We start from the raw sequence: 25,726 nt of genomic DNA on the forward strand, positions 1-25,726 counted from the left end.
TGGTCGTGGCGCGCCCTCGCCGGTACACTCGCCGGGCTCTGCCGTAGGGCCATCGACGTCCCGCGAACGGCCGGCCCCAAACCCGGACGACCGTTTTCCCAAGCCGAGGACGTCACGCGCATGCCCACACCGGGCCTCTACGACCCCCGTTTCGAGCACGATTCGTGCGGCGTCTCCTTCGTCGTCGACATGCTCGGACGGGCGTCGCACTCGATTCTCGAGCTCGCGTTCCAGTCGCTGTGCAGCCTCGAGCACCGGGGCGCGGCCGGGGCGGAGCCGGACACGGGTGACGGCGCCGGAATTCTGATCCAGACGCCCGACGCGTTGTTCCGGGGCGTCGTCGACTTCGACCTCCCGCCGCGCGGTGAGTACGCGACGGGGATGGTGTTCCTCTCGGCCGACGCCGCGGTCGCGGCCGACCAGCGCGACGCGATCGCGAAGCTGCTCACCGACGAGGGCTGCACGCTGCTCGGCACGCGCGTCGTGCCGACCGACCCGTCGGGCGTCGGCACGTCGGCCCGCGCCGCGATGCCCGCGTTCGAGCAGATCTTCGTGGCCCAGCGCACGGGTGACGGACGCGCGGTCGCCGGCATCGACCTCGAGCGTCACGTCTACCTGGTGCGGAAGCGGCTCGAGCACGAGCTCGGCGTGTACGTGCCGTCGCTGTCGACGCGCACGTTCGTCTACAAGGGCATGCTGACCGCGCCCCAGCTGCGGGGCTTCTATCCCGACCTCTCCGACGAGCGCGCCGCTTCGGCCCTGTGCCTCGTGCACTCACGTTTCTCGACCAACACGTTCCCGAGCTGGCCGCTCGCGCACCCGTACCGCGTGATCGCGCACAACGGCGAGATCAACACCGTGCAGGGCAACGAGAACTGGATGCGCGCGCGAGAAGGCTCGATGCACCACGACGCGCTGCCGGATCTCGAGCGCGTGTTCCCGATCTGCACGCCCGCGGCGAGCGACACCGCGCGCTTCGACGAGGCGCTCGAGCTGCTCCACCTCGCGGGGCGGCCGCTCCACCACGCGGTGCTGATGATGATCCCGGAGGCGTGGGAGAACCACACCTCGATGAACCCCGCGCACCGCGCGTTCTACCGCTACCACTCGTCGCTGATGGAGCCCTGGGACGGTCCCGCGTCGATCGCGTTCACCGACGGCACCGTGATCGGCGCGGTGCTCGACCGCAACGGGCTGCGGCCGTCGCGCTATTGGGTCACCGACGACCACCTCGTCGTGATGGCGAGCGAGGTCGGCGTCCTCGACATCGCGCCCGAGCGCATCGTCGCCAAGGGCCGCCTCGAGCCCGGGAAGATCTTCCTCGTCGACACCGCACAGGGTCGGCTCGTGCCCGACGACGAGATCAAGGCGACGCTCGCGGCCGAGCAGCCGTACCAGCTGTGGCTCGACGCGGGACTCATCCATCTCGACGACCTGCCGCCGCAGTACGCGCTCACGCCGGTGCACTCCTCCGCGGTGCAGCAGCAGCGGTTGTTCGGCTACACGCAAGAAGATCTGCGGCTCATCATCGCCCCGATGGCGCGCAACGCGGTCGAGGCGCTCGGGTCGATGGGCACCGACACGCCGTCGCCGGTGCTGTCGGATCGCCCCCGCATGCTCTACGAGTACTTCAAGCAGCTGTTCGCGCAGGTGACGAACCCGCCGCTCGACGCGAACTTCGAAGCGCTCGTCACATCGCTGTCGTCGACGATCGGTGCCGAGGGCAACCTGCTCGAGCCGACGAGCGAGTCGTGCCGGCAGATCGTGCTGCCGTACCCGGTCATCTCGAACGACGACCTCGCGAAGCTCCGCTACATCGACCGCGAGGCGCCCGAGCTCGGTTACCGGCCGGTCACGGTGTCGTGCCTGTATCCGGTGCTCGGCGGCGGCGACGCGCTGCGCAACGCGATCGACGCGATCCGCCGTCAGGTGAGCGACGCGATCGCGGGTGGCGCGAACATCATCATCCTCTCCGATCGGTACGCCACCGCCGAGCTCGCGCCGATCCCCGCGCTGCTCGCGACCGCGGCCGTGCACCATCACCTCGTGCGCACGAAGACGCGCACGCGCGTCGGGCTCGTCGTCGAGACCGGCGAGGCGCGGGAGGTGCACCACTTCTGCCTGCTGCTCGGGTACGGCGCGGGCGCAATCAACCCGTACCTCGCGTTCGACGCGCTGCACCATCTCGTGCGTGAGGAGATCCTCGCCGGCCTTCCGGAGCGCAAGGCCCAGCAGAACTACATCAAGGCCGCGGGCAAGGGCATCCTCAAGGTGATGTCGAAGATGGGCATCTCGACGGTCGCGTCGTACACCGGTGCGCAGATCTTCGAGGCCGTCGGGCTCGCCAGGAGCGTCGTCGACGAGTACTTCACGGGCACCGCGAGCCGCATCGAAGGTGTCGACCTCGACGTGATCGCGGCCGAGGTCGGCGCGCGCCACCGCCTCGCGTTCCCCGATCGTCCCGAGGAGCTCGCGCACCGCGAGCTGCCGGTCGGCGGTGAGTACCAGTGGCGGCGCGAGGGCGAGTACCACCTCTTCAATCCCGAGACCGTGTTCAAGCTCCAGCACTCGACGCGCACGAAGCGCTACGACGTGTTCAAGGAGTACACGCGGCTCGTCGACGACCAGGCCCGCCAACTCGCGACGTTGCGGGGTCTGTTCGAGCTCGAGACCGGGGCACGCGCGCCGGTGCCGATCGACGAGGTCGAGCCGGTCTCCGAGATCGTCAAGCGGTTCTCGACCGGCGCGATGTCGTACGGCTCGATCTCGAAGGAAGCGCACGAGACGCTCGCGATCGCGATGAACCGGCTCGGCGCGCGTTCGAACACCGGGGAGGGCGGCGAGGACGCCGACCGCTTCCGGCCCGACGCGAACGGCGACCTCCGGCGCAGCGCGATCAAGCAGGTGGCGTCGGGACGGTTCGGGGTCACGAGCGAGTACCTCGTGAACGCGACCGACCTCCAGATCAAGATGGCGCAGGGCGCGAAGCCGGGCGAGGGCGGCGAGCTGCCGGGCCACAAGGTGTGGCCGTGGATCGCGAAGACGCGGCACTCGACGCCCGGCGTCGGGCTCATCTCGCCACCCCCGCACCACGACATCTATTCGATCGAGGACATCAAGCAGCTCATCCACGACCTCAAGAACGCCAACCCGTCGGCGCGCGTGCACGTGAAGCTCGTCGCGGAGGTCGGTGTGGGCACCGTCGCGGCGGGCGTGTCGAAGGCCCACGCCGACGTCGTGCTCATCTCGGGCCACGACGGTGGGACGGGCGCGGCGCGGCTCACCTCGATCAAGCACGCCGGCGCGCCGTGGGAGCTCGGCCTCGCGGAGACGCAGCAGACGCTGTTGCTGAACGGCTTGCGCGACCGCATCGTCGTGCAATGTGACGGGCAGCTGAAGACCGGTCGCGACGTGCTGATCGCCGCGCTGCTCGGCGCCGAGGAGTTCGGCTTCGCGACCGCGCCGCTCGTCGTGTCGGGCTGCGTGATGATGCGCGTCTGCCATCTCGACACGTGTCCGGTCGGTGTCGCGACGCAGAACCCCGAGCTGCGCAAGAAGTTCAGCGGCAAGGCCGAGTTCGTCGTGAACTTCATGGAGTTCGTGGCGGAAGAGGTGCGCGAGCTGCTCGCGTCGCTCGGATTCCGCAGCGTCGAGGAGGCGATCGGCCACGTCGAGCTGCTCGACGTGCGCGCCGCAGTCGACCATTGGAAGGCGCGCGGTCTCGACCTCTCGCCGATCCTCCACGTGCCGGAGAACCCCTACGGCCAGACGAACTATTGCTCGCGTCCGCAGGACCACGGACTCGAGCGTGCGCTCGACCAACAGCTGATCGCACTCAGCGAGGCCGCGCTCGTCGACGGTCAGCCGGTCGAGATCTCGATGCCGATCCGGAACGTGAACCGCACCGTCGGCACGATGCTCGGATCCGAGGTCACGAAGCGCTTCGGCGCGCAAGGGCTGCCGAACGACACGATCCGCATCACGCTCACCGGCTCCGCGGGCCAGTCGTTCGGCGCGTTCGTGCCGCGCGGCCTGAGCCTGCGGCTCGAAGGCGACGCGAACGACTACCTCGCGAAGGGCCTCTCGGGTGGGCGCGTCACCGTGCTGCCGCCGCCGGGATCGCGCTTCGTCGCGGAGGACAACATCATCGCCGGCAACGTGATCCTCTACGGCGCGACCGCGGGCGAGGTGTTCATCCGCGGCATGGTCGGCGAGCGGTTCTGCGTGCGCAACTCGGGCGCGACCGCGGTCGTCGAAGGCGTCGGCGACCACGCGTGCGAGTACATGACGGGTGGGCGCGCGGTGATCCTCGGACGCACCGGTCGCAACTTCGCGGCGGGCATGTCGGGTGGTCTCGCGTTCGTGTACGACTCCGACGGCTCGCTCTGGCAGCGCACGAACCGCGACATGGTCGACCTCGACGGGCTCGAGGAAGACGATCGCACGTGGCTGCGCGAGATCGTGTCCCGCCACCTCGAGGAAACCGGCTCCGCGGTCGCGGAGCGCATCCTCTCGGCCTGGTGGCGCGAGAGCGATCGCTTCCGCAAGGTCTTCCCCAAGGACTTCAAGCGCGTGCTCGCCGCACGCGCCGACGCCGAGGAGCGCGGCACTGATCCGGATGAGGCGGTCATGGCCGCGGCGAGAGGATGAGCCACTCCGACGCGGCCGAAGGCGCGAGCGGAGCGAGCATCGAAGCTCGCCCGCGAACGTGCGAGTCGGCGAGCGAAGCGAAGCCGGCGAAGAAGCGAGCGAGTTGGCATGGGTGATACGACGGGGTTTCTCAAGTTCGATCGCGAGCTGCCGGTGCGCCGGCCCGTGACCGAGCGCGTGCACGACTGGCACGAGGTGTACGTCGACTTCCCGACGTCGAAGACGCGCACGCAGGCCGCGCGCTGCATGGACTGCGGCATCCCGTTCTGCCACACCGGTTGCCCGCTCGGGAACCTGATCCCCGAGTGGAACGACCTCGTGTACCGCGACCATTGGCAGGCGGCGATCGAGCGCCTGCACGCGACGAACAACTTCCCCGAGTTCACCGGGCGGCTCTGTCCCGCGCCCTGCGAGTCCGCGTGCGTGCTCGGCATCAGCGAGCCCGCGGTGACGATCAAGCAGGTCGAGGTCGAGATCATCGACCGCGCGTTCGAAGAGGGCTGGGTCGTGCCGCTGCCGCCGTCGGTGAAGACCGACCGGCGCGTCGCCGTCGTCGGGAGCGGACCCGCGGGCCTCGCGGCGGCGCAGCAGCTCACGCGCGCAGGGCACGACGTCGTCGTCTACGAGCGCGCGGATCGCATCGGTGGGCTGCTGCGCTACGGCATCCCCGAGTTCAAGCTCGAGAAGCGCCACCTCGAACGGCGGCTCGAGCAGATGCGTGCGGAGGGCACGGAGTTCCGCACGAGCGTGAACGTCGGTGTCGACGTCGGCGCCGACGAGCTCGTCGCCGAGCACGCGGTCGTGGTGCTCGCGGGGGGCGCGACCGCATGGCGCGACCTGCCGATCCCGGGTCGCGAGCTCGACGGCATCTACCAGGCGATGGAGTACCTGCCGTTGTCGAACCGGGTGCAGGAGGGCGACATCGCCGCGCCGCCGATCAGCGCGGAGGGCAAGCGGGTCGTGATCATCGGCGGCGGCGACACCGGCGCCGACTGCCTCGGCACCTCGCTCCGCCAGGGCGCGACCTCGGTGCACCAGTTCGAGATCCTGCCGCGGCCTCCGGACCTGCGCGACGCGAGCACGCCGTGGCCGACGTGGCCGTTGATGATGCGCACGTCGTCCGCGCACGAAGAGGGTTGCGAGCGCGTGTTCGCGGTGAACACCGAGTGCTTCCTCGCCGACTCGGATGGTGCGGTGCGCGGGTTGCGCGCGCACGAGGTGCAGTCGGTCATCGTCGACGGGCGACCGACGTTCGAGAAGGTCGACGGCACCGACTTCGAGCTCGAGTGCGAGCTCGTGCTGCTCGCGATGGGCTTCCTCGGTCCCGAGCGCGCGGGGCTGCTCGAAGGTCTCGGTGTCGAGCTCGACGGACGCGGGAACGTCGCGCGCGGCGACGACTTCCAGACGTCGGTGCCGAACGTCTTCGTCTGCGGCGACATGGGCCGCGGTCAGAGCCTGATCGTGTGGGCGATCGCCGAAGGCCGCTCGTGCGCGGCCGCGGCCGACCGCTGGCTCATGGGCGAGACCGCGCTCCCCGCGCCGATCGTCCCCGCGCAGGCGCCGATCCGGTAACGCGGCCGGCCGGCCGCGCCGCCGGGCGCCACGCCCGCGAGGGGGGCGGCGGTCAGGACGCGGCCACTCGCTTCATGTCGGTCTCGACGAGGGGATGCGCCTTGAAGGGCCGCTTGCCGGTGTTGCTGACGCCGACCGCGACGCACGACTGGACCGCGATGCACGTCGTCCCGAGGAGCTCGTTGTCGGCGCGCGGCGCGGAGAAGGACGGCACCGTCCACGTCGACCCGTTCCAGACGTCGAGGATCGCCGCGTTGACCGGACCGGTGCGATCACCGACGACGACGCACCAGGTCGGCCGCGCGCACGACACCGAGTCGAAGATGCCCGGAGTCGGAGCGTCGGGCGTCGCGGTCACCGTCCAGTGATGACGCCGGAAGACTTCGGCGAGCGGCTGGTAGTGGTCGTCGTTGTCGCGAGTGACGCCGACCGCGAGGCACGCGGTTGTCGACGCGCAGGAGACGTCGGTGAGATTCGGATCGATCCCCGGACTCGGGCTCTGCGACTGCGTCCAGGCCGAGCCGTCCCACGACTCGACGAGCGTGCCCTGCGCATTGGGAGCGGTGTTGTAGGTGCCCACCGCCACGCACGCGGAGGGCGAGGGGCACGAGATGTCCTCGAGGTCGCCGCCGAACGCACTCGGCGCGGGAACCGTGGATGCCGTCCACTGCACACCGTCCCAGAGTGCGGCGATCGGCCCGCCCCCGACCGCAACGCAGGCGGTGGTGCTCGTGCACGCGACGCCGTTCAGGCCACCCTCGGACGTGAGCGCCGACGTGTCGGTCAGGGACCAGCTCGTTCCGTTCCACGTCTCGATCAGGGTCGGATCGTTTCCGGCTTGTGAGGAGAAGCGCTCGCCCACGGCGACGCAGAAATCGGAGCTGACGCACGAGATGTCGGTCAGCCAGTCGGCGAACGTGCCGCTCGGGTCGACGGTCGGGACCGTCGACCATTCGGTACCGTCCCATTTCGCCGCGGCCGTCCCACCGCTCTGACCGACCGCCATGCAGAACGTCGCGGTCGGGCACGACACGCCGAGCATCTCCATACCGGTGCCGAGCGCCGGCGTCTTCACGATGCGCCACGGCCTCGTCGCCGCACTCGCGCTTCCCGCGGTGACACCGACCAACGCGACGACCGCGATCGCCGCGAACCAACGCTTCACCCACATGGCCGCCCTCCTGGCTCGGAGCGCAGCCTAGGCCCGGGTCAGTTCAGCGCGCCCTGGCGGGTGCCGAAGAAGCGGAGCTCTTCGACGAGCTCGGTGAGCCCGGCGCGCGCCGCGATCGTGAGCGGTTCGCGGTGGCGGGCCGAGCGTGCGTCGGCGCGCAGCGACAAGCGGGCCGCGCCGTCGTCGCCGGTCGTCAAGACGATCGTGGCGGGAACGGTGTAGCCGTCGGGTGCCGAGAGATGGCCGTGGGTGGTCGACCGGTGCTCCACGCCGCCGCTCTGAGCGCCGTCGGTTCGAAACTCGGTGTCGATCTCGAGCGCGCCCAGCGGCCCGAGGGTCCAGCGCCGCGAACCGCTGATCGTGTCGACGGCGAGGAACAGCAACGCCACCCGCAGTGCGTCGGGCGCCAGCGGCAGCCGCCGGGACACGGTGACGGACTCTCGCGCGGCCACGGGGCTCCTTCCGCCGCTCACAGGGTTTTCATCGGCCGGACACCCCGCCCGTCTGAGGTCTCGGCCCCGGTCGCCGCCATTCCGTGGCCGACCGTTGTGACTGTTCTGACGCCGCTTCTGTCGGCACGTTCACCGCCGAGTCGGAGGTTTGCGGGCGACGCACCGGAACGGACGGGTCGCTTCACGGCCCGTGCGGCGTGTTGACTGAGGCGTCGAGGAGGGCGAGCTCCCGAACCCGACCAGGAGGCACAGTGTTCGAATGGCCTGAAGAGCTCGACATGGTGCGGGGCGCGGTGCGCGACTTCGTCGACCGCGAGATCCGCCCGCACCGCGAGGAGCTCGAGCACGGCGATCTGCCGCCCTACGACCTGTTGCGCAAGCTGTACACGACGTTCGGCATCGGCGCGATGCAGCGCGACAACTTCGAGCGCCGGATCGCGATCGCCAAGGGCGAGGCCGAGGCGCCGAAACGCGACGGAGACGGCGACGGCGGCGGGCGCGGCGGCGGCTTCGGAGCCGCGATGGCGATGGTGCCGATCATCGAGCTCTGCAAGTGCTCACCCGGCATGGTCACCGCGATGGGCGTGAGCGTCGGGCTCACCGCGGCCGCGATCGACAGCCGGGGCACGATCGCGCAACGGGAGCGCTGGGTCCCCGAGATCCTCACGATGGACAAGATCGGTGCGTGGGCGATCACCGAGCCGGGTTCGGGATCCGACGCGTTCGGCTCGATGGTGTCGACTGCTCGGCGCGACGGCGACGAGTACGTGCTGAACGGATCGAAGACGTTCATCACGAACGGTCCGTACGCCGACACGATCGTGTTCATCTGCAAGCTCGACGACGGCGAGAGCAACCCGCGTGACCGCAAGGTGCTGCAGTTCGTGCTCGACCGCGGCATGCCCGGGCTCGAGCAGAGCAAGCCATTGCGCAAGATGGGTCTGCACTCGTCGCCGACCGGCATGCTCTTTCTCGACGACGTGCGCTGCGGTCGCGACCGTCTGCTCGGCGAGACCGAGGACCTGCCGGCACGCGAAGGGCGCGACGCGTCGAAGGCGACGTTCACGATGGAGCGCACCGGTGTGGCCGCGATGGCGCTCGGCATCATCGAGCGCTGCCTCGAGCTGTGTGTGCCCTACGCGAAGGAGCGCGTGCAGTTCGGTCAGCCGATCGGCAACTACCAGCTCATCCAGCTGAAGCTCGCGAACATGGAGGTCGCGCGGCTCAACGTCGAGAACCTCGTGTTCCGCACGCTCGAACGGTCGGCCGCGGGCAAGCCGATGAGCCTGAGTGAAGCGTCGGCGCTCAAGCTCTACTCCGCCCAGGCGGCGATGAGCGTCGCGCTCGAAGCGGTGCAGCTCTTCGGCGGCAACGGCTACATGGCCGAGTACGAGGTCGAGCAGCTCTGCCGCGATGCGAAGGTGCTCCAGATCTACGCGGGGACCGACGAGATCCAGGTGGGGCACATCGCCCGCGCGCTGCTGGCGTAGATGACGCCGGTCGAGCCGCCGGCGTGCGAGTGGGAGCTGCCCGATCCCGCGCGCGCGGACGCCGACGGCGTCGCGGGCATCGGCGCCGACCTCGAACCCGGCACGCTGATCGCCGCGTACCGCCGCGGTCTGTTTCCGATGCGACTCGGCCGCCGCGGCGCGCTCGCGTGGTGGTCGCCCGATCCGCGTGGCGTGATCCCGCTCGACGGCTTCCACGCGAGTCGCAGCCTGCAGCGCGCCCGTCCGCGCTTCACCGTCACGATCGACGCCGCGTTCCGCACCGTGATGGAAGGCTGCGCCGATCGTCGCCGCCCGCACGGCTGGATCGACGAGTCGTTCCTCGACGCCTATACGAATCTCGCCGACCTCGGATGGGCGCACAGCCTCGAAGCGTGGGAGGACGGTGAGCTGGCGGGCGGCGTCTACGGCGTGCGCATCGGACGGCTCTTCGCGGGGGAGTCGATGTTCCACTCGCGTCGCGACGCGTCGAAGGTCGCGTTGTGGGCGCTCGTCGACTGCCTCGCGCTCGACGGCGTCACGCTGTTCGACGTGCAGTGGACGACCCCGCACCTCGTGTCGTTGGGCGCGGTCGACATGCCGCGGGACACGTATCTCCGTCGGCTCCGAGCTGCGATCTAGCTTGGAGCAGGCGCGGCAGTCGTCACCAAGGCGCGGCGTGATCGTGAAGTGCACGCGGATGCGACCATAAGCTCGGCCGATGGACGACATGCAGATCTTCCACAACCCGAGCTGCAGCAAGTCGCGCGGCGCGCTCGACATCCTGAAGGAGCGCCACATCGACGCCGACGTCGTCGAGTACCTCAAGGCCCCGCCCGACAAGAAGACGCTCGAGCGCATCGTCGACGGGATCTCCGATCCGCCCGCCGCGCTCGTGCGGCACGACAACCGGTTCAAGGAGCTCGGCCTCGACCCGAAGGGCTACACGACGAAGCAGGAAGTCGTCGGCCTGCTGCTCGAGCACCCCGAGCTGATGGAGCGCCCGGTCGTGTTCCGCGGTGACCGCGCGGTCATCGCCCGTCCGAGCGAACGCGTGAACGAGCTGCTGTGACGAAGATGACCGGCGACGACTGGAAGCGCTTCGCCTTCGCCACGCCCCGCACCGCGAAGCTCGCGACCGTGCGCGCCGACGGGTCGCCGCACGTCGCGCCGATCTGGGTCGCGCTCGACGGTGACGACATCGTCTTCACGACCAACACCCAAACGGTGAAGGGCAAGAGTCTCCGGCGCGATCCGCGTGTCGCGATGGCCTTCGACGACGAGACGCCGCCGTTCTCGTTCGTGACGATCGAGGGCGAGGCGACGATCTCCGAGGATCCCGAGCAGCTGCTCGCGTGGTCGACCGTGCTCGGCGGCAGGTACATGGGCGAGGATCGCGCCGAGGAGTTCGGTCGCCGCAACGCGGTGCCGGGTGAGTTGCTGGTTCACGTGCGGCCGACGCGTGTCGTCGGCGAATGGGGCGTCAGCGAATGACGCCGAGAGGGAGGATCCGGTGAGCGAACCGACCGTCGAGGACGTCCGCGCCGAGGTGCGCTCGTGGCTCGCCGAGAACTGGGATCCCGACCTCAGCGTCGGCGACTGGTGGGAGCGGCTGGCGCAGTCGGGCTACGCCGCGCCGACGTTCCCCGAGGACTCCTTCGGGCGCGGGTATTCGCGTGCGCTCGCGAACGTCGTGAGCGACGAGATCCGCGACGGCGGCGCGATCGGCCCACCGTCGGGCCTCGGCTACGCGCTCGCGGCGCCGACGATCGCGCGGCACGGAACGCAGGAGCAGAAGCAGACATGGCTGCTGCGCATCCTCAACGGTCAGGACGCGTGGTGCCAGCTCTTCAGCGAGCCGGGCGCGGGCTCCGACCTCGCGTCGTTGCAGTGCCGCGCCGAGCTCGACGGTGACGAGTACGTCATCAACGGTCAGAAGGTGTGGACGTCGACCGCGCAGCTCTGCAACCTCGGCATGTTGATCGCGCGCACCGACCCGGACCTGCCGAAGCACGTGGGCATCACGTACTTCCGATTCGACATGACGCAGAAGGGCGTCGAGGTGCGTCCGCTGCGCGAGATGACGGGGCGCGCGCTCTTCAACGAGGTGTTCATCGACGACGGGCACGTGTCCGCGGCCGACAACCTCGGCGGCGTCAACAACGGTTGGGCGGTCGCGAACACGACGCTCGCGGCGGAGCGCGCGAGCCTCGGCAGCGGTGGCGGCGGCGCCGCGGGCGCCGCGTTCCCCGGCCCGCTCGCGGGACATCTCGAGCGCAAGGCGGGCGAGTTCGTCGGCCAGGTGCGTACCGGCGGCACCGGCGGCGGTGGGTCGGGCATGACCGACCGACTCATCGGGCTCGCGAAGGAGCTCGGTCGAGACGACGACCCGGTCGTGCGCCAGGGTCTCGCGCGGCTCTACACGCTGAACCGCATCGGCGGATTCTCCGCGCTGCGCATGCGCGGCGGTGGTGCGTCGGCGGGCGCGCCGAACATTGCGAAGCTGATGATGAGCGACCTGCTGCGACTCAACCGTGAGCTCGGGAACCAGATCATCGGCGCCGACGGGATGCTCATGGGCGAAGGGACCGCGGGCGGCGGGCTCGTGCAGGAGATGACGCTGTTCTCGCCGGGTCCGTCGATCTACGGCGGCACCGACCAGGTGCAGCGCAACATCATCGGCGAGCGCGTACTCGGCCTCCCGAAGGAGCCCGGCCCCGACAAGACCACGCCCTTCCGCCAGCTGTTGGTCGGCACGCAGCATTGATGCTCGCGCTCGCTGCGGGTCGGGATACCCGGCCCGCGGGCGCTCGCCGCTCGGGACGCGGGATGGGAGTGCGCGCGATCAGTCGCGGCCGGCCGCGCTGCGCAGCTCGCGCCATTCGGCGGGGCGCACGACCCATTCGAGCTGACGGCCGGTCTCCGCGGCCGCTTCGGGCGGGACCGCGACGATGCGGTCGATGGTGAAGCCGAGTCGACGCGGGATCGCGGCGCTCGCGTGGTTCGCCTCGTCGCAGTAGACGAGCACGCGCTCGATCCCGTCGACCGCGAGCGCGGTGTCGGTGAGCGCGGCGACCGCGCGCGTCGCGAGCCCGAAGCCGGTCACGTCGGCGCACAGCCAGTAGCCGATCTCGAGCGTCCGCGGTCCGCGTCGCGCGGTCAGGCCGAACGCGCCGAGCAGGCGTTCGAAGCCGTCGTCGGCGGTCGCGAAGAGCCCGTAGCCGAAGTCGGCACCGCGCGCCCATTGCAGGTCGGCCTCCGCGAGCCGGCGGCGCTGGAAGCGCGTGTCCGCCGAATCCTTGCCCGCCCACGGCATCCAGGGCCGCAGGTGGTCGAGGTTGTCGCCGACCGCACCCGCGACCTTCGGCGCGTCGCCGACGCGCAAACGACGCAACGCGAACGTGCGCTCCGCGCCGGGACCGAGCGTGCCGTTGCCGAGGTCGATCCGATCCGGAGGCAGCGCGGCCACGGCGTCAGTACATCACGCGGCGCGAATGGGTGCGGCGCGCGATACCGCTCGGACGCGATCGGTCAGCTGATTTGGAGCTTCCCGACCAGGCGGAAGGCCACCGACGCGAGCGGCGCGCTGACGCAGTCGCGCGGCTTCGGCGCGAACTCGATCGTCGCGCTCAGCTTCATGCCCTTGAACACTCCGGTGGTCACCTTGCCCTTGACGCGCAGCTTGGTCGGCTGCCCGAGCATGGCGTTCAACGTCACCGTGGTGGTCGACGTCTTGCCGGTGTTCCACTTCGTCGTGAGCGTGCCGGTCGGCGGGTGCGGTGACGACTTGCCCGCGACGAAGATGTCGCAGTTGGTGTCGGCGTGGAACTTGCTCGTCGAGCTGAAGGTGCCGCTCGTGACGCCGCCACCCTTGCAACCGCCGGACTTCGCGCCCTTCACCGTGACCGCCGGCTCGACCTTCTGCTTCGAGTGGAAGACGGGCAGTGGCGGCTTGAAGGTCGCGGTGCCGCTGCTGCTCGAACAGGTCGTGCCACCCGCTGCGGCGGCGCGGCTTGCAGTGCCGCCGACCGTGATCACCATCGGGACGACGAACGCGATCGTGAGCCACCACTTCGTCGACGCGCGCATTCGAGTTCCTTCCGCCGGGGAGGAGACCTTCGCGTGGTACCCGCGGGACGCGCCGGGAAACGAGGCGCGCGCCCGACCACTAGGGTCGCACGCGATGGCGACGGAGTTGTTGTTCTTGCGCGATGCGTACCTGCGCGAGTTCGACGCGCGCGTCGTGTCGCGACGCGACGACGCGGTCGCGCTCGACCGCACCGCGTGCTACGCGACGGGCGGTGGACAACCCCACGACCGGGGCTTGCTCGACGATGTGGAGATTGTCGACGTGCGCAAGGACGGCGACCTCGTGTGGCACACGCTCGCCGGTGCTGCGCCCGAAGAAGGTGCGAACGTGCACGGTGTGCTCGATTGGGACCGCCGCCACCGGCTCATGCGTACGCACTCCGCGTTGCACACGCTGTGCGGCGTGATCTGGAACGAGTGGGGCAAGGCGGTCACCGGCGGCAACATGGAACCGCTCGAAGCGCGTATGGACTTCGAGTTCGACCCGCTGCCGGAGGGCTTCGCCGCGACCGTCACCGAGCTCGTGAACGCCGAGATCGCGGCGGACCGGCCGATCGAGGTGTCGTTCCTGCCACGCGGCACCGCGCTCGACGACGCGGATCTCATCCGCACGAAGGTGAACCTCATCCCCGAGTCGGTCACCGAGATCCGAGTCGTCGACATCGTCGGTCTCGACAAGCAGGCCGACGGCGGCACGCACGTGCACTCGACCGCGGAGATCGGTCGCTTCGAAGTGGTGAAGACGGAGAGCAAGGGCAAGGGCAACAAGCGCCTGCGCGTCCGCATCCACGACGCGTAAGCGCGCGCGTGTCGCGGCTCAGCCCGCGATCGCGTTCCGGAAACCTTCGAGGCCGCCGCCGTCGACGAGGATGTCGATGCCGGAGACGAACGACGCCGCGTCGGAGAGCAGGAACGCGACGACCGCGGCAACTTCGTCGGGCCGCCCGAACCGACCCGCGGGCGAGTGCTCGAGCATGAGCTTCATCACCGGCTGGCCGTCGAACTCCTGCCGGCCCATGTCGGTGTCGATCATGCCCGGCGACACCGAGTTCACGCGTCCGCCGCGCGCGCCCCAGGTGACCGCGGCGCGCGCGACGGCGCGGATCACGCCGTGCTTCGCCCACGCGTACGCGATCCCGGGATCGGCGAGCCGTTCCGCGGCGCGGTCGAGGAAGCCGTCGGCGAGCGGTTCCTCGACGAGCGCGGCGAGCTCGGGGTCGGGCGCGAGCACCGCGATCTGGTGCGCGGCGCTCGACGCGAAGCACACCGCGCGCGTGCCCGGGGTCACGAGCGGCTCGAAGCCGTCGAGCAGGAGCTGGGTACCGACCAGGTCGACCGCGAGGATCCGGCGCGCGTCGGCCATCGTCGGTGAGATACCGGCCGCGTGCACGAGCGCGCGCAGCGGGCCGAAGTCCCGGACCCGCGCGACGAGCGTCGCGATCGCGTCGGGGTCCCCGACGTCGCACGGGACACCCACCGTTCCGTCGATCGCGGGCGCGTCGAGATCGGCGACGACGACGTGCTCGGCGAGGTCGCGGACGCGCTCGACGCAGGCGCGACCCATGCCGCGCGCCGCACCGGTGACCACGACGACCGACACCCGCGCAGCGTACCGGCACGGTCCTATCCTCGACCGCGTGGGAGCCAGGTTCACCGAGCTCAGCGTCGACGCACACGATGTCGACGCACTCGCGCGCTTCTGGTGCGCGGTGCTCGGCTGGAACGAGGTCGATCGCGACGAGGACGCGGTCGAGATCGCCGATCCCGACGGGTCGCGGCCGACGATCGTGATCGCGAAGGTCGCCGACGACAAGGTCGTGAAGAACCGCGTGCACCTCGACGTCAGTCCGGTGGGCAGCGATCAGGCCGAGGAGCTCGAGCGCTTGCTTGCGCTCGGCGCGACGCGCGTCGACGTCGGTCAGGGCGAGGTCTCGTGGATCGTGCTCGCCGACCCCGAGGGCAACGAGTTCTGTCTGCTCTCGCGCCGGCGCGACTGACGCGCATGGTGTTACTGCGCGAATTCCTCGAGTGCGACGGTGTGCACGAGCACGTCGAGCTGGGCTCGCGCGTCGGCTTCCTCGCGCTGCACGGAGGGCTCGAGCGGGGCACCTTCGAGATCGCGCGCGAGGCGAGCATCCGGTCGGGCGCGTCGTTGTACGCAGTCGTGCAACCCGAGACGCTGCGCTGGCACGTGTCGTCGGCGGACTACGACCCCGCGCAGTCCGACGCGCTGGCCGCGTTCCTCGACCACGTCGACGTCATCGTGTCGGTGCACGGCTACGGCGGGCTCATTCCCTCCGACGACCGATGGACGACCGTGCTCGTCGGGGGCGCGGACCGCGCGCTCGCGGCCCGGCTCGCGGCGGCACTGCGCGGTGCGCTGCCCGAGTACACCTTTCTCGACGAGCTCGAGCGCATCCCGCTCGGACTGCGCGGCGTGCATCCCGACAATCCCGTCAACCGGGCGCGCCGCGGGGGAGTGCAGCTCGAGCTGCCGCCGCGCGTGCGCGGCTACGGCCGCTGGTGGGACGAGCGCGATCCGGAAGGGCCGGCGCCGGGCACGCTGCGCCCGCACACCGAAGCGCTCGTTGTCGCGCTCGCCGATCAGGCCAGGTGGCCGGTGTCGTTGTAGCGGCGCAGGATCGTGCGGTCGCCGGTGACGACGATCTCGCTGATCGACGCGTTGTCGGCGCCCGCGAACGCGAACGGACGCGAGTCCGTGACCCGCTGCAGCAGCTGGCCGATGACGCCGCCGTGCACGACCGCGACGACGCGGCCGTCGGGATGCGCGTCGACGATGCGCTGCAGACCGCGCTGCAAGCGCGCGTCGAACGCTTCCGCGGGCTCGGCGCCGGGGATCACGTCCCACCGCTCCTGCTTGAAGATCTCCTCGAAGATCGGATCGCGCGCCGCGGCGCGCACGCGCAGCTCGCCGCCTTCCCATTCGCCGAGGAACACCTCGCGAAGCTCCGGCTCTTCGATCGGCGTGAGCCCGAGCCGCGCCGCGAGCGGCGCCGCGGTCTGGTGCGTCCGCTGCAACGTGGTGACGTAGATCGCGTCGACCCGCTCGAGCGCGAGTCGCTCGCCGACCTTCTCCGCCTGCGCGACGCCGACCGGGTCGAGCTCGGGATCGCCATGCCCGTCGCGTCGCGCGAACGGCTCGCCCGGACGCGCGGGTGCGGACTCGCCGTGGCGCACGAGGAGCACGGTCGTCGCGCCCGGCGGCACGCTGAACTGGTGCTGCCGGAAACCCTCGGGCGTCGGCTCGTGCTCTCCGAATTGCGCGGAGCGGGGGGCGGGCACGCGTTTCCTCCGGGTTCGGGGCGGGCGGCCGGCAGGCTACGTTGCCGTCGTGGCCGGTGACGAGCTGGTGCCCCGCCCGACGCGCGGTCGCGTGTTCACGGGCTCGGTGCGCGTGCGGCTCGCGGATCTCTCGCGTACGGGTCGGCTCCGCCTCGACGCGATCGCGCGGTTCATGCAGGACGTCGCGAGCGACGACGCCGTCGACGCGGGTCAGCAACCCGAGCGCGCCTGGGTCATGCGGCGGCTCGCCGTCGAGTTGCACGACGACCGCGCCGCGCACCTGCGCGACGAGCTCACGCTGGCCACGTGGTGCTCGGGAGTCGGCCGCGCGTGGGCCGAGCGCCGCACCGACATCGCGCTCGGTGCGACGACGGTCGCGCGCGCGACCGCGGTGTGGGTGCTCATCGACGTCGCGAGCGGACGTCCGGTGCCGCTCGGTCCCGACTTCGACGCCGTGTTCGGCGAGGCGGCCGGCGGTCGGAGCATCGGCCAGCGCCTGAGTCATCCGCCACCCGCGGACGGTGCGCGGCGCGACCGCTGGCCGGTTCGGACCACCGACTTCGACCTGCTCGGTCACGTGAACAACGCCGCGTACTGGGCCGCGGCCGAGGACGCGCTCGCCATGCTCGACCCGCGTCGTGCCCCCCGCCGCGTCGCGATCGAGTTCCGCGGTGGCATCGACCCCGGTGAGCCCGTCGACCTCGTGCAGATGACCGACGGCAACGAGCTTCGCCTGTGGCTCACGGTCGCGGGTGACGTGAGGGCGTCGATGCGGCTCGACCTCGCGCCCTCGGACCGTGTGGCGGGTCGCTTCTAGGATGCGCGCATGGCCAAGGACCTGAAGCTCGGATTCCAGATCGGCTACTGGGGAGCGTCGCCGCCGCCGAACTTCCCCGACATCCTCGTCGAGGCCGAGAAGCTCGGCTACGACTCGTTCTGGACCGCCGAGGCGTACGGCTCCGACGCGCTGACCCCGCTCGCGTGGTGGGGTGCGTCGACGTCGCGCATCAAGCTCGGCACGTCGATATGCCAGATGTCGGCGCGCTCACCCGCGGCGATGGGCATGGCCGCGATCACGCTCGACCATCTGTCGGGCGGACGCTTCATCCTCGGACTCGGCGCGTCGGGTCCGCAGGTCGCCGAGGGTTGGTACGGCGACGACTACCGCAAGCCGCTCGCGCGCACGCGCGAGTACGTCGAGATCGTGCGGCGCGTGGTCGCGCGCGAGGAACCGGTCGACTTCGAGGGCAAGCACTACCAGATGCCGTTGCGCGGCGGCATGGGGCTCGGCAAGCCGCTGAAGTCGATCACGCACCCGCTCCGCAAGGAGATCCCGATCTACCTCGCGTCGGAGGGTCCGAAGAACGTCGCGCTCACCGCGGAGATCGCCGACGGCTGGCTCGCGATCTTCTACGCGCCGCGCGTCGACGGTTTCTACAAGGACGCGTTGAGCGAAGGCTTCGCGCGCCCGACCGCGCGCCACGGCTGGGACGACTTCGAGATCGCGTGCACGGTGCCGGTGATCATCACCGACGACCCCGAGAGCGCGGCCGACTTCTACCGTCCGGTGATGGCGCTCTACATCGGTGGTATGGGCGCGCGCGAGGTGAACTTCCACAACGAGGTGTTCGCGCGCATGGGCTACGAACGCGAGGCGAAGGTCATCCAGGATCTCTACCTCGACGGCAAGAAGGAAGAGGCCGCGCGCGAGGTGCCGCTGCAGCTCATCGAGGACACCGCGCTCATCGGTCCGAAGGAGAAGATCCGCGACGACCTCGAGAAGTGGCGCGAGTCGGTCGTCGGCACCCTCCTCATCAGCGGCGACGTGAACACCCTGCGCACGGTCGCGGACCTGGTTCTGTAACAGGCCGTGAGCGACGACGACGAAGCGGGCGGCGGCTCCGAGCCGGAGCGGATCACGCTCGAACCGGAAGAGGCGCGCGTCGTCGGCGCGCTCGCGGAGAAGTCGCTCGCGACGCCCGAGAACTACCCGCTGTCGCTGAACGGGCTCGTCACCGCGTGCAACCAGTCGACGAACCGCGAGCCGGTCGTTGCCTACGACGAGGCGACGGTCGAACGCGCGCTCGAAGGACTGCGCGAGAAGCAGCTGGCGCGCCGCATCAAGGCGGCCGGGCAGCGGGTCGTGAAGCACCGGCACGTGCTCGACGAGACGTTGCGTCTGAACCGGCGCGAGCTCGCGCTCGTCACGTTGTTGCTGCTGAGGGGTCCGCAGACGCCGGGTGAGCTGAAGACGCGGAGCGGCCGGCTCGCGACGTTCGACACGCTCGCCGACGTCGAGGCCGCGTTGCGTGCGCTCGCCGAGCCCACACGCGGATTCGTCGGTGAGCTCGGCCGGCGCCCCGGACAGAAGGAGAACCGCTGGGGCGAGCGGCTGACCGCCGGCGCGGCCGACGGCGCCGCCGGGGTCGCGGGTGTCGCGCCGGCGCCCGAGCCGACCGTCGGTGTGCCGTCGACCCCCACGGTCGGCGTCTCGTCGCAGCCGCGTCCGGAGCGCGCGTTCACGCCGTCACCGGCGACGCCGCGCCCGATCCCGGTGCGCAACCCTGCGACCGGTGCGCTGATCCGCGAGCTCGAGGTCGACGACGACGCGACGGTCGCGACGAAGGTGCGGAGGGCGCGCGCCGCGCAAGCGGGCTGGGCGGCGCGCTCGTTCGACGATCGCGCGGTCGTGCTGCTCGACTTCGTCGATCGCCTCGAGGCCGCGATCGACGACTGCGCGGCGACGACGACGTCGGAGATGGGCAAGCCGATCACGCAGGCCCGCAACGAGATCCGCGCGGTGCGCGAGCGCGTCGAGTTCTTCGTCGAGCACGTGCCGCGCATCGCCGCGGCGCGCACGGTGACGACGGCTCCGGAGCTCGAAGAGTCGATCACGTACGACCCGGCCGGCGTCGTCGCGCACGTGAGCGCGTGGAACTACCCGTACTTCGTCGGACTCAACTCGATCGTGCCCGCGCTGCTCGCCGGCAACGCGGTGATCTACAAGCCGTCGGAGCTCGCGTCGCTCACCGGCCTGCGCATCACCGATGTGCTGCACGCGTCCGGAGTGCCGGTCGACGTCATGCAGGCCGCGGTCGGAGCGGGTCCGACCGGCGCCGCGGTCGTCGAGAGCAACGTCGACGTCGTCTGCTTCACCGGCTCGTACGCGACGGGCCGGCGCGTCGCGGCCGCGGCGGCCGAACGTCTCGCGCGGGCGCAACTCGAGCTGGGCGGCAAGGACCCCGCCTACGTCTGCGACGACGTCGACATCGCGCGCACGGCGACCGCGGTCGCCGAGGGCGTCTTCTACAACGCGGGTCAGTCGTGCTGCGCGATCGAGCGCGTGTACGTGCACGAGCGGATCTTCGACGCGTTCGTCGATGCCTTCGTCGCCGAGACGCGTGGCTACGTGCCCGGCGATCCGACCGATCCTGCGACGACGCTCGGGCCGCTCGCGCGCGCGGAACAACCCGCGCTGCTCGCGGCGCAGGTCGCCGACGCGGTCGCGCGCGGCGCACGGGTCGTCGCCGACGGCGGCTCGGTCGACGGCGCCGGCAACTTCTTCGCGCCGGTGGTGCTCGTCGACGTCGACCACTCGATGACCGTGATGCGCGAGGAATCCTTCGGACCGGTGATCGGCATCCAACGGGTCGCCTCCGACAGCGAAGCCGCGCGCCTCGCCGCCGACACCGAGTACGGCCTCACCGCCGCGATCTTCACCGACGACCGCGAGCGCGCCGACCACTTCCTCGCGGGCATGGACTCGGGCACGGTCTACTGGAACTGCTCCGACCGCACCACCGCGCGCCTGCCCTGGGCGGGGCGCGGCCACTCGGGTCTCGGCGTGTCGCTCGGCGACGCGGGGATCCACGCCTTCCTACGCGAGAAGGCCCGCCACAGTCGACCGCCGCGCGCCTCGTCTACCTAGTTCCGGCGGTCGGCCAGCGCGCCGGCGCCGACGACCGCGCCGAGCGCCACCACGATCGCGACCGGCACCGCGACCAGCGCGCGGCCGACGCGGTCGTCGTTCAGGTCGCGAAGCACGTGTTGCAACGGCGGCAACAACGCGAGCACGACGAACGCGCCGATCGACACGAGCAGCGCCACACCGGTGTTGTCGACGACGGGTCGGTGCAGGCACGTGCCGATCGCAACACCGACCGCGGTCGCCGCGACCTGCAGGAGCAGGGCGGTGATCACGATCACGACGGGGTTCGGCGCGTGCGCGGGGTTCTGCGCGGTCGCGAGCCCCGCGATCGTCGGAATCAGCGCGAGCTCGTTGGCGAACGTGAAGGCGGTGACGGCGCGGGCGCGGTGCAGGCGCGCGGGCGATCCGGTCGCCGCGGCGAGCAGCTCGCGGTGCCCCTGGTCGTCGATGTTGCCGATGCCGACCGTGAGCCAGCACGCGATGGCGATGAACATGAACGAGTCGTTGCCGGCGTTGCTCAATCCGCTGCCGGGGCTCGCGACGGTGAAGGCGGTCCAGAGCAACACGATGACCGCGGGGCCGACCCACTTCGCCGACCGCAGCGCGAGCCGCGAGTTGAACGCGATCACGGGCGATCGTCGGTGAGGTAGCGGAAACCCAGGTCCGCGGCGTGCGTCGTGACCTCTTCGACGCGCGTCGCCGGGCCGCGCAGCCGGATCGTGACCTCGGCGATGTCGGACGCGGACTCGATGCGGAGCACGCCGCGCGTGATCGACACGATCCGATCGGCACCGACGATCGTCTGCGTCAGCTGCTCGGTGAACAGCACCGCGGCCGCGCGCCGGCGGGCATCGTTCATCAACGCGACGACCGCGGCCGCCCCCGTGCTGTCGAGACCTTCGGATGCCTCGTCGATGACGACGAGGTCGCTCTCGCTGCTGAACGCGTCGGCCAGGAGCAGCTTGCGCAGGTTTCCGAACGAGAGCTCACGGCACGCTCGGTCGAGGCGCCCGTCGAATCCGAGCTGTTCCAGCACGTCGCTCCAGGGCACGCGCCGCGTGCGCCGCACTCCGTCCAACCACGACTGCACGGTGAGCAACGGCGGCTCGACCGCCGCGGGAACGTACGCGAGTCGGGGGGTTCCCAGCCGTCGGCCGGTCGCGGGCCGCAGCAGGTTGGCGGCGACGCGCAGGAGTGTCGTCTTGCCCGCGCCGTTGGGGCCGGTGACGCCGACGACCTCACCGGGCTCGATCGCGAGCGTGACGTCGTGCAGGACCGGCTGCCCGCCGAAGCGGACGCCGACGCCGTCGAGCGCGACGATCGACCCCGTCGTCAGTGGTTGTCCCAGAGGCGGCGGGTCTCGGCGCCGGGATCGTCGAGCGCTTCCCACGTCTCGTCGATGCGCATCGTCGCGCGGCGCGTCGTGTCGTATTGCGGCCACTCCGGGATGGCAGCGTGTCCGGGCGCGCCGTCGCGCGCGAATGCGATCCACGCGTCGTGCATGCGCGACGCGATCGCCGCGCGCTCGGGACCGTCGCCGGTGAAGAGGTCGCTCCCGGGTTGGTCGAGCGTGTCGAACACGAACGGGATCTCGAGCGCGTGCGTCGACTTGAGCAAGCCGCCGAACGCCGGCGACTCCCACGTGAAGAAGTAGCTCCATACGGGCGCGTGCGGGAGCTGCGCCTCGGCGAGTTGGATCGCGGGAACCCGGAACAGTGCGTCGGTGGCCATCGCGTTCCACTGGTCCTGCAGCGTCGAGCCGGGCAGGATGCGGCGGTAGGTCGCGAGGAACTCGTCGACACCGTCCTCTCCGTAGTACGTGCGGACGCGCGCTCGAATACCGGCCTCGTCGAGTGACGCGAGCGACGGATCGAGGACGCTGAAGAGCGTGAACTCATTTTTGTTCGTCCCGATGAGCAGCCGGACTCCGGCGGCGCTGCCGTCGCGGATCGCCGCGAGCGCGGGGCGGGGGAGCACGGTGCCGTCGACGACGGGCTGGAACGGCAACCCGTTCGCGTCGGTCTCGAGCCCCACCGCGGCTTGCGCGGTGATGATCTCGTCGGTCGACTTCGCGTAGAGCGCGTCGAGGTCGCCGGGCTTCACGCCGAGCTGCTCGACGATGACGCTCGCGATCTCGGTCGCGTGCTCGCGCGTCGCGAACCACGACGCCGCGCCGCTCTGCGGGATCGCGGCAGAGAAGAGGCCGCGCGCCGCGGGCATGCCGAGCAGCGTTCCGATGCTGCCCGCGCCTGCGGACTCACCGAAGATCGTCACGCGGTTCGGGTCGCCACCGAACGCCTCGATGTTGTCGCGCACCCACTCGAGCGCGGCGACCTGGTCGAGCAGGCCGACGTTGCCCGAGCCCGCGACGTCGTCGCCGAAGAGGTCGGCGAGGTGCAGGAAGCCGAAGGACCCGAGGCGGTAGTTGAGCGACACGAGCACGACGTCGCCGCGCGTCGCGAACTTCGTGCCGTCGTACCACGGTGTCGCACCCTCGCCGAACATGAACGCGCCACCGTGGATCCATACCATCACCGGTCGGCGCGCGTCGTCGAGGCCGGGCGTGAACACGTTCAGATAGAGCGAGTCCTCGCTCTTCGCCCGTTCCTCGCCGCCGAGCATCTGGTCGAGCATGAAGAGGCCCTGCGCCGACTGCGCGGAGAACTTCGTCGCGTCGCGCACGTCGTCCCACGCGTCCTCGCGCTGCGGCGGCTTCCAGCGCCGCCCGCCCACCGGCGGCGCCGCATACGGGATCCCGCGGAACACGTGGATCCCGTTGCGTTCGAGCCCCTGGACCTTGCCGCTGCGGGTGTCGACGATCGCGCCTGTCATTGCAGTCTCCCTGGGTGAGTGGCGGGAGCGTAGGTCAGATGCGGTCCCAGACCATCGGACTGCCGTCGCTCGGCGCGTCGAGCGCATCCAACATCTCCACGGGACTGTGCTTGTTGATGTGCCCGATCAGCATGTTGTAGACGCCGTAGCCGCACAGCTCGCGCAGGCGCGACGAGAAGTCCTTCGCGATCGCGCGCGGGATGCCGAGCTGCTGGTTCTCCTGCTGGCGGATCCAGCCCGCGCAGTAGTTCATCGCGATGCCGACGCGCCGTTCATCGGTCGTGTTCGCGCCGCCGCCGTGCCACAGGCTGCCGACCCACACCAACACGGAGCCCTTCTCCATCTCCGCGGGGATCGAGTCGTAGGGCTTGCCGTAGTCGGGGGAGTGATCGAGGAGATGCGTGCCCGGCACGACGCGCGTCGCGCCGTTGGCCGCGGTGAAGTCGGTGAGCGCCCACATCGTGTTGCAGACCGTCGGCACGTGCGGCTTCGGGAGCGGGATCAGCTGGTCGTCGGCGTGGATCGGCTGCGCGATCTCGCCGGGCAGGATCGAGATCGACGACAGTGACGACACGAGGCAACCGGGATCGAGCACGCGGTCGACGACCGGGAGCACCGCGGGATGCACCGGGATCTGCTCGTACCGCGATCCGTACGCGAGCAGGTTGTAGATGCGGACGGTCTGCGCACCCTCGAACGAGTTGCCGGCGGGCTGCACGCCGAAGTCGCGTTCGAGGCGGTCGACGTCGGTGGTGAGCGCGTCGATCATCTCGGGCTCGATCGCGTGCTCGAGGATCGTGTAACCGTCGGCCGCGACGCGCGCGACGTGCTCGTCGATCGTGGTCACGGGCGAGACGGTAGCGTCGCCGGCCGTGACCATCTACGCGCTCGGCGACCGGGTCCCCGAGATCCACCCCGACGCCTTCGTGCACCCGGATGCGACCGTCATCGGTTCGGTCGTGATCGGGGCGGACAGCAACGTGTGGCCGCAGGCGGTGCTGCGGGGCGACTACGGGCAGATCATCATCGGCGCGCGCACGTCGATCCAGGACGGCAGCGTCATCCACGCGACCAACCGGTTCCCGACGCGGATCGGCGACGACTGCGTGATCGGGCACCTCGTGCACATGGAGTGCTGCACGATCGAGGAAGGCTCGCTCATCGGCTCCGGATCGATCGTGCTGCACCGCGCGATCGTGCGCGCGCACGCGCTCGTCGGCGCAGCCGCGCTCGTGCCGAACGACATGGAGGTGCCGACCGGCGCGATGGCGCTCGGCGTGCCCGCCAAGCTGCGTCCCGACAGCGTCGACGCCGCGTCGATCCTCGAGAACGCCGCGAACTACGTGCGCAACGCGCGCGAGTACAAGACGAAGCTACGCGAGTTCCGGCCAGACCAACTCGGTACTTGAGGCGTCCGGAGCGCCGAGCGGCGGTGGAGCCGTGCGGGCCGGGTATCCCGGCCCGCAGCGAGCGCGACCATGAGCTCAGGCGACGAGGTGACCGATGAGCGCCGTGAGCGCCATCGCGATCCCACCGCCGAGCACGACACGCGCCGCGGCCCGAGTGCGCGGCGCCCCACCGGCGCGCGCGCCGAGCACACCGAGCAGCGCGAGCGCGAGGAGCGCGACGACGAAGGTCGCCGGGACGCGCGCGTTGCGCGGTGACAGCCCGACGGCGATCAGGGGCGCGATCGCGGCGGTGGTGAACGACACGGCCGACGTCCACGACGCCTGGAACGGGCGCGCCGCCGCGATCTCGGTGATGCCGAGCTCGTCGCGCGCGTGCGCGCCGACCGCGTCGTGGGCTTGCAGCTGCTGCGCGACCTCGCGCGCGAGTGCGGGCTGGAGTCCGCGCCGGATGTAGATCGCCGCGAGCTCGCGCAGCTCGGCTTCGGGATTCGACTCGATCGCGGCCGCCTCCATCTCGAGGTCGGCGATCTCGGTGTCGCGCTGCGAGCTGACCGAGATGTACTCGCCGACCGCCATCGATGCCGCGCCCGCGATGAGGCCGGCCAACCCGGCCGTCATCACGGCCGAACGGGACGAGTTCGCGGCGGCGACGCCGATCACGAGGCTCGCGATCGACACGATCCCGTCGTTGGCGCCGAGCACCGCGGCGCGGAGCCAGCCGATGCGCGGGCTGCGATGGTGCTCGGCCGCGTGCTCCATGCTCATGATCGCGCCCGCTCCGCTCGACACGAAGCTCCATCGCGGCACGCGGGCTGATTCGCTCGCCGCTCCGT

25 protein-coding genes are annotated in these 25,726 nt (G+C 70.7%); 14 read left to right on the forward strand and 11 right to left on the reverse strand.

Going from position 1 to position 25,726, the window contains the following annotated elements; genetic code table 11:
- Positions 1-120 precede the first annotated feature (120 nt).
- Positions 121-4,650: a glutamate synthase large subunit gene (gltB, locus tag VH914_10130; GenBank protein ID HEX4491551.1), complete on the forward strand. Its 4,530-nt coding sequence runs from the start codon at positions 121-123 to the stop codon at positions 4,648-4,650.
- A 108-nt stretch (positions 4,651-4,758) separates the two neighbouring features.
- Complete coding sequence (locus VH914_10135) at positions 4,759-6,222, forward strand: glutamate synthase subunit beta (protein ID HEX4491552.1); 1,464 nt, start codon at positions 4,759-4,761, stop codon at positions 6,220-6,222.
- A 52-nt stretch (positions 6,223-6,274) separates the two neighbouring features.
- Here the strand turns inward: VH914_10135 and VH914_10140 are convergent, their stop codons facing one another.
- Together VH914_10140 and VH914_10145 are read right to left on the reverse strand one after the other, a co-directional pair.
- Complete coding sequence (locus tag VH914_10140) at positions 6,275-7,393, reverse strand: hypothetical protein (GenBank protein ID HEX4491553.1); 1,119 nt, start codon at positions 7,391-7,393, stop codon at positions 6,275-6,277.
- A gap of 38 nt (positions 7,394-7,431) precedes the next feature.
- On the reverse strand, positions 7,432-7,845 hold the full coding sequence (locus VH914_10145) for a hypothetical protein (GenBank protein HEX4491554.1): 414 nt from the start codon (positions 7,843-7,845) through the stop codon (positions 7,432-7,434).
- 251 nt (positions 7,846-8,096) lie between these two features.
- Between VH914_10145 and VH914_10150 the strand changes: the two genes are divergently transcribed.
- The 5 genes from VH914_10150 to VH914_10170 all read left to right on the forward strand — a co-directional run bounded on the left by VH914_10150 (position 8,097) and on the right by VH914_10170 (position 12,099).
- A complete protein-coding gene (locus tag VH914_10150; GenBank protein ID HEX4491555.1) occupies positions 8,097-9,335 on the forward strand; it encodes an acyl-CoA dehydrogenase family protein in 1,239 nt (412 codons plus the stop codon).
- Complete coding sequence (gene aat, locus VH914_10155) at positions 9,336-9,974, forward strand: leucyl/phenylalanyl-tRNA--protein transferase (GenBank protein ID HEX4491556.1); 639 nt, start codon at positions 9,336-9,338, stop codon at positions 9,972-9,974.
- 79 nt (positions 9,975-10,053) lie between these two features.
- Complete coding sequence (gene arsC, locus VH914_10160) at positions 10,054-10,404, forward strand: arsenate reductase (glutaredoxin) (GenBank protein HEX4491557.1); 351 nt, start codon at positions 10,054-10,056, stop codon at positions 10,402-10,404.
- Positions 10,405-10,409: 5 nt separating this feature from the next.
- A complete protein-coding gene (locus tag VH914_10165) occupies positions 10,410-10,826 on the forward strand; it encodes a PPOX class F420-dependent oxidoreductase (GenBank protein HEX4491558.1) in 417 nt (138 codons plus the stop codon).
- 19 nt (positions 10,827-10,845) lie between these two features.
- The gene (locus tag VH914_10170; protein HEX4491559.1) at positions 10,846-12,099 is read left to right on the forward strand and encodes an acyl-CoA dehydrogenase family protein; all 1,254 of its coding nucleotides are present in this window, start codon (positions 10,846-10,848) and stop codon (positions 12,097-12,099) included.
- A 78-nt stretch (positions 12,100-12,177) separates the two neighbouring features.
- Here the strand turns inward: VH914_10170 and VH914_10175 are convergent, their stop codons facing one another.
- A complete protein-coding gene (locus VH914_10175) occupies positions 12,178-12,801 on the reverse strand; it encodes a GNAT family N-acetyltransferase (GenBank protein ID HEX4491560.1) in 624 nt (207 codons plus the stop codon).
- A 62-nt stretch (positions 12,802-12,863) separates the two neighbouring features.
- The gene (locus VH914_10180) at positions 12,864-13,421 is read right to left on the reverse strand and encodes a hypothetical protein (protein ID HEX4491561.1); all 558 of its coding nucleotides are present in this window, start codon (positions 13,419-13,421) and stop codon (positions 12,864-12,866) included.
- A gap of 94 nt (positions 13,422-13,515) precedes the next feature.
- Here VH914_10180 and VH914_10185 point away from each other — a divergent pair, with 94 nt between their 5' ends.
- Positions 13,516-14,220: an alanyl-tRNA editing protein gene (locus VH914_10185; GenBank protein ID HEX4491562.1), complete on the forward strand. Its 705-nt coding sequence runs from the start codon at positions 13,516-13,518 to the stop codon at positions 14,218-14,220.
- Between the two features lie 18 nt (positions 14,221-14,238).
- Here VH914_10185 and VH914_10190 read toward each other — a convergent pair whose 3' ends face one another.
- Positions 14,239-15,021, reverse strand: a complete 783-nt coding sequence (locus VH914_10190; GenBank protein HEX4491563.1) for an SDR family oxidoreductase — start codon at positions 15,019-15,021, stop codon at positions 14,239-14,241.
- A 37-nt stretch (positions 15,022-15,058) separates the two neighbouring features.
- Between VH914_10190 and VH914_10195 the strand changes: the two genes are divergently transcribed.
- Both VH914_10195 and VH914_10200 read left to right on the forward strand, forming a co-directional pair.
- The gene (locus VH914_10195) at positions 15,059-15,418 is read left to right on the forward strand and encodes a VOC family protein (GenBank protein ID HEX4491564.1); all 360 of its coding nucleotides are present in this window, start codon (positions 15,059-15,061) and stop codon (positions 15,416-15,418) included.
- A gap of 5 nt (positions 15,419-15,423) precedes the next feature.
- Entirely contained in the window at positions 15,424-16,053 is a 630-nt protein-coding gene (locus VH914_10200; protein HEX4491565.1) for a poly-gamma-glutamate hydrolase family protein, read from the forward strand.
- Here VH914_10200 and VH914_10205 read toward each other — a convergent pair.
- Positions 16,026-16,724: a histidine phosphatase family protein gene (locus VH914_10205; GenBank protein HEX4491566.1), complete on the reverse strand. Its 699-nt coding sequence runs from the start codon at positions 16,722-16,724 to the stop codon at positions 16,026-16,028. The two genes, VH914_10200 and VH914_10205, sit on opposite strands and share 28 nt — an antisense overlap.
- Positions 16,725-16,773: 49 nt before the next feature.
- On the opposite strand from VH914_10205, the gene VH914_10210 reads away from it, so the two are divergent.
- From VH914_10210 to VH914_10220, 3 genes are read left to right on the forward strand one after another with little or no spacing between them, the layout of a single operon-like run.
- Complete coding sequence (locus tag VH914_10210; GenBank protein ID HEX4491567.1) at positions 16,774-17,541, forward strand: acyl-ACP thioesterase domain-containing protein; 768 nt, start codon at positions 16,774-16,776, stop codon at positions 17,539-17,541.
- Positions 17,542-17,562: 21 nt separating this feature from the next.
- Positions 17,563-18,588 (forward strand): LLM class F420-dependent oxidoreductase, encoded by a 1,026-nt coding sequence (locus tag VH914_10215; GenBank protein ID HEX4491568.1) that lies wholly within the window; start codon positions 17,563-17,565, stop codon positions 18,586-18,588.
- 6 nt (positions 18,589-18,594) lie between these two features.
- Positions 18,595-20,652, forward strand: a complete 2,058-nt coding sequence (locus tag VH914_10220; protein HEX4491569.1) for an aldehyde dehydrogenase family protein — start codon at positions 18,595-18,597, stop codon at positions 20,650-20,652.
- Here VH914_10220 and VH914_10225 read toward each other — a convergent pair.
- From VH914_10225 to VH914_10240, 4 genes are read right to left on the reverse strand one after another with little or no spacing between them, the layout of a single operon-like run.
- On the reverse strand, positions 20,649-21,281 hold the full coding sequence (locus VH914_10225; protein HEX4491570.1) for a hypothetical protein: 633 nt from the start codon (positions 21,279-21,281) through the stop codon (positions 20,649-20,651). The two genes, VH914_10220 and VH914_10225, sit on opposite strands and share 4 nt — an antisense overlap.
- Entirely contained in the window at positions 21,278-22,042 is a 765-nt protein-coding gene (locus VH914_10230) for an ATP-binding cassette domain-containing protein (protein HEX4491571.1), read from the reverse strand. The genes VH914_10225 and VH914_10230 overlap by 4 nt, the downstream gene beginning before the upstream one ends.
- A complete protein-coding gene (locus VH914_10235; protein HEX4491572.1) occupies positions 21,985-23,484 on the reverse strand; it encodes a carboxylesterase/lipase family protein in 1,500 nt (499 codons plus the stop codon). Before VH914_10235 ends, VH914_10230 begins: the two co-directional genes overlap by 58 nt.
- 34 nt (positions 23,485-23,518) lie before the next feature.
- A complete protein-coding gene (locus tag VH914_10240; protein ID HEX4491573.1) occupies positions 23,519-24,331 on the reverse strand; it encodes a phytanoyl-CoA dioxygenase family protein in 813 nt (270 codons plus the stop codon).
- Positions 24,332-24,356: 25 nt separating this feature from the next.
- Between VH914_10240 and VH914_10245 the strand changes: the two genes are divergently transcribed.
- Positions 24,357-24,893: a gamma carbonic anhydrase family protein gene (locus VH914_10245; GenBank protein HEX4491574.1), complete on the forward strand. Its 537-nt coding sequence runs from the start codon at positions 24,357-24,359 to the stop codon at positions 24,891-24,893.
- Positions 24,894-24,968: 75 nt separating this feature from the next.
- Here VH914_10245 and VH914_10250 read toward each other — a convergent pair whose 3' ends face one another.
- Complete coding sequence (locus VH914_10250) at positions 24,969-25,652, reverse strand: VIT family protein (protein ID HEX4491575.1); 684 nt, start codon at positions 25,650-25,652, stop codon at positions 24,969-24,971.
- Positions 25,653-25,726 lie beyond the last annotated feature (74 nt).

This window comes from Acidimicrobiia bacterium (assembly GCA_036271555.1).
Lineage (GTDB): Bacteria > Actinomycetota > Acidimicrobiia > IMCC26256 > PALSA-610 > DATBAK01.

What these genes read in the sequence shown, in the direction of transcription:
- VH914_10185 (HEX4491562.1), top strand. Translation starts at nt 13,516, where the DNA reads ATGGCGACGGAGTTGTTGTTCTTGCGCGATGCGTACCTGCGCGAGTTC.
- VH914_10165 (HEX4491558.1), top strand. Translation starts at nt 10,410, where the DNA reads ATGACCGGCGACGACTGGAAGCGCTTCGCCTTCGCCACGCCCCGCACC.
- VH914_10200 (HEX4491565.1), top strand. Translation starts at nt 15,424, where the DNA reads ATGGTGTTACTGCGCGAATTCCTCGAGTGCGACGGTGTGCACGAGCAC.
- VH914_10235 (HEX4491572.1), bottom strand. Translation starts at nt 23,484, where the DNA reads ATGACAGGCGCGATCGTCGACACCCGCAGCGGCAAGGTCCAGGGGCTC.
- VH914_10250 (HEX4491575.1), bottom strand. Translation starts at nt 25,652, where the DNA reads ATGGAGCACGCGGCCGAGCACCATCGCAGCCCGCGCATCGGCTGGCTC.
- arsC (HEX4491557.1), top strand. Translation starts at nt 10,054, where the DNA reads ATGGACGACATGCAGATCTTCCACAACCCGAGCTGCAGCAAGTCGCGC.
- gltB (HEX4491551.1), top strand. Translation starts at nt 121, where the DNA reads ATGCCCACACCGGGCCTCTACGACCCCCGTTTCGAGCACGATTCGTGC.
- aat (HEX4491556.1), top strand. Translation starts at nt 9,336, where the DNA reads ATGACGCCGGTCGAGCCGCCGGCGTGCGAGTGGGAGCTGCCCGATCCC.
- VH914_10140 (HEX4491553.1), bottom strand. Translation starts at nt 7,393, where the DNA reads ATGTGGGTGAAGCGTTGGTTCGCGGCGATCGCGGTCGTCGCGTTGGTC.
- VH914_10135 (HEX4491552.1), top strand. Translation starts at nt 4,759, where the DNA reads ATGGGTGATACGACGGGGTTTCTCAAGTTCGATCGCGAGCTGCCGGTG.
- VH914_10180 (HEX4491561.1), bottom strand. Translation starts at nt 13,421, where the DNA reads ATGCGCGCGTCGACGAAGTGGTGGCTCACGATCGCGTTCGTCGTCCCG.